The sequence below is a fragment of the Tardiphaga sp. genome (genome assembly GCF_044340795.1).
In the GTDB taxonomy this organism is placed as follows: Bacteria; Pseudomonadota; Alphaproteobacteria; order Rhizobiales; family Xanthobacteraceae; genus Tardiphaga.
This window is the reverse complement of sequence record NZ_JBIISY010000282.1, coordinates 1-7,158: the sequence shown is the minus strand read 5'-3', so window position 1 is coordinate 7,158 and position 7,158 is coordinate 1. Positions and strand designations below refer to the sequence as shown.

The following is a 7,158-nucleotide window of genomic DNA, read 5'->3' as shown; positions in this document are numbered from 1 at the left end:
GTCGAGCAGCTTCAATAAATTATCATGCATACTAACGATAAGCTGAAGTGATCGCCGATGCGATGCAGCACTGTTCGCGTGCCTCTTGACGTCGTGGCATTCCACCGCAAGATGCGCGGCCTGAACATCCTCTGATGGAAAGCCCCGCGCATGTCCCTGTCTCCCGAAGTCGTTGCCACCCTGACCAAGATTTCCACCGCCACCATCACCACGGTGCTGTTGAAGAAAGGGCTGCGCAATGTCTGGATGCGGGGCGCCAAGCCGTTGCGCCCGGGCATGCCGCGCCTCGTCGGCCCGGCCTTCACGCTGCGCTTCGTACCGGCCCGTGAAGACCTCGCCACGCCGGAATCGTGGTCGTCGCCGATCTCGACCCGCACCGCCATTGAAGCCATGCCGGAAGGCTGCATCGCCGTGGTCGATGCTATGGGCATCACCGATGCCGGCATTTTTGGCGATATCCTTTGCGCCCGCATGCAGAAGCGCGGTGTTGCCGCACTGGTGTCCGACGGCGTCGTGCGCGACATCGAAGGCGTGCTTGGCACCAATCTCCCGGTCTGGTGTGATGGTTTTGCGGCCCCGGCTTCGGTCACCGGCCTCACTTTTGTCGGCTGGGGCGAACCGATCGGCTGCGGCGGCGTTGCCGTTTTCCCGGACGATATCATCGTCGCCGACCAGGATGGCGCGGTCGTCATTCCGAAAGCCTTCCTCGAGCACGTTCTCGCCGAAGGCGAGGAGCAGGAGCGTATGGAGGCGTGGATCGTCAATGAGGTGAATAACGGCGCGTCGCTGCCGGGCCTTTATCCGATGAATGCCGAGACCAAGGCGCGCTACGCCGCGTCGAAGAAGTAACGAGACGAAAGCGAGACCGTGCCATGAAGCTTTTTCCTGCAGGTTCACGTCCGACCAAACGGGCGCCGGAGGAGTATTTTACTGGCACGGTCTGGCAGGACCCGGTCGTTGTCGCCGAAGCACCGGCACGTCTCGTGACGTTCCGCGTGAGTTTTGAACCGGGCGCGCGCACCGCCTGGCACACGCATCCGTTCGGGCAGACGCTGTATGTGACCGACGGCGTCGGCCGCTTTCAGACCGAAGGTCAGCCCATCATCGAGATCAAGCCGGGCGACACAGTGTGGATTCCGCCGGGCGAAAAACACTGGCACGGCGCCGCGCCGGAGACCGGCATGGTCCACATCGCCATGCAGGAAGCCCTCGACGGCAAGACAGCTGACTGGATGGAGAAGGTGACCGACGCGCAGTATGGGAAGGCCGTCGGCTGATCACTCACGTAGGGTGGGCAAAGCACAGCGTGCCCACCTTCACCAGCCGTGCACGCGAAGGTGGGCACGCTGCGCTTTGCCTACCCTACAGCTATCTTAGTTCACCCGCGTCCAGGTCTGGCCGCCGCAGAACATGCCGCCGAAGGCGCAGCCTTGCACACGTAGCGAGTCGTTGCCCTTGAGCGCGATGGTCGAGTCATACGTGCTGCCGCTCTTCGGATCGTAGATCTTGCCGGCCCACTTGCTGTCGCCTGGCTTCATGTTGATCAGGATCTTCTCGCCATTGGCCTCGGTCTTTTTGTCCATGGCGTAACCGCAGATGTCGCTGCCGCAGTTTTCGATGCGGATCTTGCCTTCGTTCTTCTCGGTCATCCAGATGCCGAGTGGCGACGCAGCCGCCGCAGGCGCTGGTGTCGGCTTCACCGCAGGATCGGTTGCCGGCGCATTGGCAACGACCGTCGATGGAGCGGGCTCCGTTGCGGCAGGCGGGTTGCCGGGCTGCGCGGCACTTGATGGTGCCGGTGCAGCTGTCGTCGTCGAAGGTGCTGCAGGGGCCGCTGCGACCGGAGCTGGCGGCGCAGGGTTAGCCGTTGTCGGCGGCGTGGCGGGGCGTATGCGCTCTTCGCGAGGGGACGGCGCTGTGTTGCTCTCGCGGTTGTCGCGATCGCGGCGAATACGCTTGGTGTTGTATTCGAACACGCCGGGGATCGAGATCGACACACACTCCGCTGAGTTGCAGTCCTTTGGTGCATCAATAGTGACGGTCTGGCCGCCGAGGTCGAAGGAGTAGGTGTCGGCGGCCTTGGCTGCGGTGGTGGCCAGCAGGATGGCGGCAATGGCGGCGAAGCGCGTCATGATTGGTCCCCTGAACGTTTGCGCACTCGGTTTCCGTCCAAGGCACGTCTCGCCTCCAGAGCGCAGACCCCGCCGAAACCGCTGTGCTACTTCGTCGTCAGGAGAAAACGGCGGGTTCACGCCACCGTTCCGAAAAGTTCAGTCGTTGTCAGTTTTCGCCAACGGACTCGGTCTCTGGCTGGCGGCTGATGGTCATCTGCCGCTTCAGACTCTGGAAACGTTCGCGTGCCGAACTCTCGCGATCATTGATGAACGGGACCACCGCGTCTCGCGGCATCGGGCCCGATGAAATCGGACGGGAATGGCTGCCGATGGTCTCATCGACGAAATACTGGCCGTCCTCGTCCCGCCGGGCTGTCCAGCGAAACCGAATGGCATCGAGCGGGCCAGGGCCCAATCGCGTGTAACCATCGACTTCGGCAAGCGGGGCAATGGCGGCTGGTTCGTCGTGGTGCTCGATATGCGGCTCCGGCGCAGTGGTCGGGGCGTCGATCTCGGCGATGACGGTTTCCTGCTCGACGGTCACGGTGACGCGCTCTGCGATCACGGTCACTGTCTCATGTTCGTTGCCGCCGGTCGGATCCGTGTCTGCAGTCCCGGACAGTGCGGACTCCTTGCTGTCGAGGATGCTGGCGATGGCGGCCAGCGCGTGGTCGGTCGGATCATTCTGGGTCAAGGCAAGGCTCCCGGCATATCCAAAAAGGAAAGTCCAAAGGCAGATCAAGGTGTTACTGACCAGCAACCGGCCGGTGCATATGACACTTTCACAACGCCTGTGGCCCTTTTGGGGCACGCCGGCGACCATTTTCATGGCCGCCGGTCCCGGAAGTCGTCAGTTCAGTACGTCGGTGTTGACCACATTGGCCTTGATCGGCTCGCCATCGAGGGCGCTCAGCATGTTGCGGGCGGTCTGCAAACCCATGCGGTCGAGCGCCTCGCGGGTCACGCCGGCGACATGGGGCGCGATGATGACATTGGGCAGCTCGAACAGCGCATGGCCCAGCGGCGGCGGTTCTGCCTCGAACACGTCAAGGCCGGCGCCGGCCAGCTTACCCGAGGTCAGCGCATCATAGAGCGCGGCCTCGAGCACGATGCCGCCGCGGGCGGTGTTGATGAGATAGGCGGTCGGCTTCATCTTGGCGATCCGCGCGGCGTCGAACAGGCCGGTGGTCTCCGGCGTCTTCGGGCAGTGCAGGGTAACGAAATCCGCCTGAGCCACTGCGGTGTCGAGATCCTTCACCGGTACGTAGCCGGCGGCCTTGATGGCGTCAGCGGAGACATAGGGGTCGTAGACCAGCACGTTCATTTCCATGGCCTGGCAGCGCGTCGCCGTGCGGCTGCCGATGCGGCCGAAGCCGACCACCAGGACCGTCTTGCCGAACAGGTCGAACGGAAGTGCCGTGAAGCGCGTGGCCCATTTGCCATCTTTCACCATCGCATGGAGTTCGGCTGCGCGCTTCGCCAGCGTCAGCATCATGAACAATGCCTGTTCGGCAACCGAAGGCGAATTGGCGGTGCCGGCGATCATCAGCGGCACCTTGTGCTTGCTGAGCGCAGGCACGTCCACCGCATCATAGCCGACGCCGATGCGGGCCACGACCTGCAGATCCTTGCTGGCTTCCAGCTCCGCTGCGCCGAAGCGCGTGGCGCCGAGCGCCGCCCCATGCACGGGTGCATTCGCTTCGATCAGCTTGAGGAAGTCTGGCGCGGAAATCAGGTTGCTGAATTCGATCGTCTCGATGTCGTCGCGTGCATCGAACAGAGCGCGGCCTTGCGGCGACAGGGACTCGGTGATCAGAAGTTTCTTCTTGTTGGTCGCCATTTCCACCCCTTGAGATATTCTTTCTGTGATGCGCCGACGTTCTTCGTTGCGCCGGATTCATCTAACAGTCTTGTCGCGACGAGGTCCATATCACCCAGCGCAGCACTGTGCGGCGAGATCGAACGTGGTGCCGGTGGACTTGGCTGACGCGAAGCCATTATGTTCGATGACGCAGATTCCGATATACGGTTTTGCTGCGCCGCAAAAATAGCGGTCATGGAGATGCCGATGATCCGATCCTACAAGCCGCATCGTGCGCTTTGCTTTGCCGTAGTCCTTCTGCTCGGGCATGCAGGCGCAGCGCACGCCCAGGGGCTGGTGCAGGGCATGCAACGCGGGGCGCGTGACGGCAATCGCGCGGCGGGGCCGATCGGAGGCGTATTGGGCGGCGCGATCGGTGGCGTGGTCGGAGCGGTCGGCGGTGTGCTCGGTGTTCCTTCGAACAATAACAGCGTTCGCGGCCCGGTCTCGGGCGCTCAGTCCAACTCCAAGCAGGCCAAAGCAAAGAAGGGCAAGAAGGGCGCCGAGCAGACTCCTGAACTGACGGCCGAGCAGATCGTGGCCAACAGCGACGCCAACATCACGCGCATCAAGACCTCGCTCAATCTGACTCCTGAGCAGGAAAAGAACTGGACCGGATTCAGCGACGCCATGCATACGCTCGGCAACAATGGCGCCGAGCGATTCAAGCTGCGCGTCGCCCGCGCCAAGCGCGATCCGCCGGACGACATCATCGAGCAGATGCGCAACGAGGCCCAGTTCCTCAACGACCGTGCCGGCGATCAGCGCGCCGTCGCCGATGCCGCGGAGCCGCTCTACGCTGTGCTCGACGACAAGCAGAAGGCGCTGTTCATCCAGGAAATGGTGAAGCTGAGCCGCGAGCGTGGGCTCGACTGACCGTCGACCGGAACCTCGACGTCCGGCGCGTGTTTTTCCTTCATTCAACGGAGGACACGATCATGGCTGAGAAGTTCGATCCGGCGCCACACGACAAATATGCCGAAGGCGTCAAGGAAGCGGCGAGGGCGGATCGCAAGACCAGCGAGGATCTGAAGGCCGGTCTCAGTGGAACCTTCCCGGCTTCCGATCCCGTGAGCGCGGCACAGCCCGACAAGTCGAAACACGACGCCGACAAGGATCGGTCGCTGTGGGACAAGATCACGGGCGTCTTCAAGTCCTGACCGCCGCTGACTGCAATTGGACAGCAGAAGATCGTCGCAAGGTTCGGTTAATCATGCCGTTGCACCATGGTCTCAGGCGAGTCGTTGGACAGGAGACTGGCGTTGGTGACGGTGTCGGCTGAAGAGAGTCTCGACCACGGAGTTCCGGCGCCCATGCGGCGCGGCGAAGTTTTTACGATCCATGCAACTCGCGACGACCGGAGTATGATCACCCACCGGATCCTTCCGGAAATCGCAGTGGCTCAAGCGCGTCAGTTGAACGATGCCGGTTGGCAAGTTCACATCTCGGAGCTGGGCGGACGCGCGTTCAAGCCATCTGAATTCTATCAATTGCTCAGTTACAAGCGGATCGGCTGACCCAATCCTGAAGATTCAGCCCTGCCATCGCCATGGCGGGGTTTTTTGCGTCTGCGAACATGCTAGTTTGTGCTGTCTACCCCTAATTCTCCCTCTTAAATTTCCGATCCAAGCATATGAAAATCATGGCGTTTATCGCTACTCTGCTTGCGGCGGTCGGCGCGGTGTCGCCGTCGGTGGCGAGATCGTCGCGTACCGATCAGATGCTGAAGCTCGATCCCGCGACGCGCGTCGAACAGCGTTGTGATGCACGCGCGATGGGGATCGTCGGCCGAGAACATAAAGGCTATCGGCCCGACGAGTTCGTTGCCTACGCATTTGCCGATCCGGTGATGCGAGGAACCCAGATCAAGGCACCGGGCGGCGCGATCCGTTCGTCGGGCAAATGGTACAGGCTTGCTTATGTGTGCGAGACCTCGCCCGATGGCCTGGACATCAAGTCGTTCAGCTATCAACTCGGCGCCGAGATCCCGCGCAGCGAATGGGACACGCACTATCTGGTCCCGCGGTGATGACGCGCGTTACAGGTTCGCCGCCTGCGGCGTTTTGAAGAAGCGCTCCGACATTGCGTTGAGAAGGTCCGTGCTCAGCGAGCTCTCCAGGTTTGATCTCGCGCAGAGCAGCGCCTTGAGGGGCGGCAGCGGGGGCAGGTAGTATTCCTGTGCCCATACCAGCGGTTCGGGGATCATCCGCTTGGGGATCGCCGCAATCCCGAGCCCGGCTTCCACAGCTGCCAGCTTCGCGTGATAATCGGGACTGTTGAACACGATCTTGTAGGCAAGGTCATGCCGCGTCAGCGTGCGGATCATCAGATCGTCGCCGGGCCAGGTCAGCAACGGAATGGGCGCGCCGGGGCTGAGCACGAAACTGCGGGCCCGCACCCACACGAATTCCTCGTCCATCTCGTTGACGATGAGATGTGAGATCTCGCTGGTCATCTCCGGATTTTCGAAGACGTAGGCGATGTCGATATAGCCGTCGATCAGGCCCTTGGTGATACCGACGGAATTGTCGGTGTGAACGATGACGTCGGCTAACTTTCCGGCACTCTGCTCACTCAGGAACTGGCGCACGAACAAGGTGCTCAATCCGAGCCGGATCGGTTGCGGCGCATGGGCAGCGCCGCCGATGCGCAGCATCTGGTCATTGGCGTCGAGGATCCGACGGGCCTGATGGAGGACCAGCTTGCCGAGCTGGGTGGCCGTGGCGCCCTGTGAGGTCTTGATGAACAACGGACCACCGACCAGTCCCTGAATTCGTTTGATCTGGGAACTGACGGCTGGCTGGCTCAGGCCGAGCCGCTCTGCTGCCTTGGTCAGGCTGCCAGTTTCGGAAATTGCCACGACGGTGCGGACGATTTCGATCGGGACATTGAGTGGCTGATATCGCTTGTGCATGCCCCGGCTCCTACACCTGCATCAATCACGACCGGAAAATCTACAGTTGTGCCGATCTGGATCGCAATCACAGAATTTAGTGATTCTCCGCCACACTGCGTGGAAAACATCACCCCTGCATCGTGTGAGATCTGGATTTTCAACCTCAAGTGAGGTACCTCCATACGGCTTCGATTCCCCAATCGAGCATGTATGTTGTTGAGCAATTTCAGGTTGTCATCTCGGAGTTCTCGGGCAAGCCAAACATGGCACCGCGAGCAAGAGCCCTA

The 7,158-nt window shown here is 61.7% G+C and carries 10 protein-coding genes; 6 read left to right on the top strand and 4 right to left on the bottom strand.

What is annotated here, in order from left to right:
* The first annotated feature begins 150 nt into the window (after window positions 1–150).
* Window positions 151–849 (top strand): ribonuclease activity regulator RraA, encoded by a 699-nt coding sequence (locus tag ACIQ17_RS28785; RefSeq protein WP_398472838.1) that lies wholly within the window; start codon window positions 151–153, stop codon window positions 847–849.
* 23 nt (window positions 850–872) lie between these two features.
* Window positions 873–1,277 (top strand): cupin domain-containing protein, encoded by a 405-nt coding sequence (locus ACIQ17_RS28780; RefSeq protein WP_398472837.1) that lies wholly within the window; start codon window positions 873–875, stop codon window positions 1,275–1,277.
* A gap of 96 nt (window positions 1,278–1,373) precedes the next feature.
* On the opposite strand, the gene ACIQ17_RS28775 is transcribed toward ACIQ17_RS28780, so the two are convergent.
* The 3 genes from ACIQ17_RS28775 to ACIQ17_RS28765 all read right to left on the bottom strand — a co-directional run bounded on the left by ACIQ17_RS28775 (window position 1,374) and on the right by ACIQ17_RS28765 (window position 3,954).
* Window positions 1,374–2,132 carry a DUF2147 domain-containing protein gene (locus ACIQ17_RS28775; RefSeq protein ID WP_398472836.1) on the bottom strand — a complete coding sequence of 253 codons (759 nt, stop codon included), beginning with the start codon at window positions 2,130–2,132 and terminating at the stop codon, window positions 1,374–1,376.
* Window positions 2,133–2,280: 148 nt separating this feature from the next.
* Window positions 2,281–2,808, bottom strand: a complete 528-nt coding sequence (locus tag ACIQ17_RS28770) for a hypothetical protein (RefSeq protein WP_398472834.1) — start codon at window positions 2,806–2,808, stop codon at window positions 2,281–2,283.
* Between the two features lie 156 nt (window positions 2,809–2,964).
* Window positions 2,965–3,954, bottom strand: coding sequence for a hydroxyacid dehydrogenase (locus ACIQ17_RS28765; protein ID WP_398472833.1), 990 nt, complete (start codon window positions 3,952–3,954; stop codon window positions 2,965–2,967).
* A 228-nt stretch (window positions 3,955–4,182) separates the two neighbouring features.
* Between ACIQ17_RS28765 and ACIQ17_RS28760 the strand changes: the two genes are divergently transcribed.
* The 4 genes from ACIQ17_RS28760 (at window position 4,183) to ACIQ17_RS28745 (ending at window position 6,004) form a co-directional block, all read left to right on the top strand.
* Window positions 4,183–4,851, top strand: a complete 669-nt coding sequence (locus ACIQ17_RS28760; protein WP_398472832.1) for a Spy/CpxP family protein refolding chaperone — start codon at window positions 4,183–4,185, stop codon at window positions 4,849–4,851.
* A gap of 62 nt (window positions 4,852–4,913) precedes the next feature.
* Complete coding sequence (locus tag ACIQ17_RS28755; protein WP_398472831.1) at window positions 4,914–5,135, top strand: hypothetical protein; 222 nt, start codon at window positions 4,914–4,916, stop codon at window positions 5,133–5,135.
* A 102-nt stretch (window positions 5,136–5,237) separates the two neighbouring features.
* A complete protein-coding gene (locus ACIQ17_RS28750; RefSeq protein WP_398472830.1) occupies window positions 5,238–5,492 on the top strand; it encodes a hypothetical protein in 255 nt (84 codons plus the stop codon).
* Window positions 5,493–5,617: 125 nt separating this feature from the next.
* Window positions 5,618–6,004 (top strand): DUF930 domain-containing protein, encoded by a 387-nt coding sequence (locus tag ACIQ17_RS28745; protein WP_398472829.1) that lies wholly within the window; start codon window positions 5,618–5,620, stop codon window positions 6,002–6,004.
* 9 nt (window positions 6,005–6,013) lie between these two features.
* Here ACIQ17_RS28745 and ACIQ17_RS28740 read toward each other — a convergent pair whose 3' ends face one another.
* Entirely contained in the window at window positions 6,014–6,889 is an 876-nt protein-coding gene (locus ACIQ17_RS28740; RefSeq protein WP_398472828.1) for a LysR family transcriptional regulator, read from the bottom strand.
* Window positions 6,890–7,158: the final 269 nt, after the last annotated feature.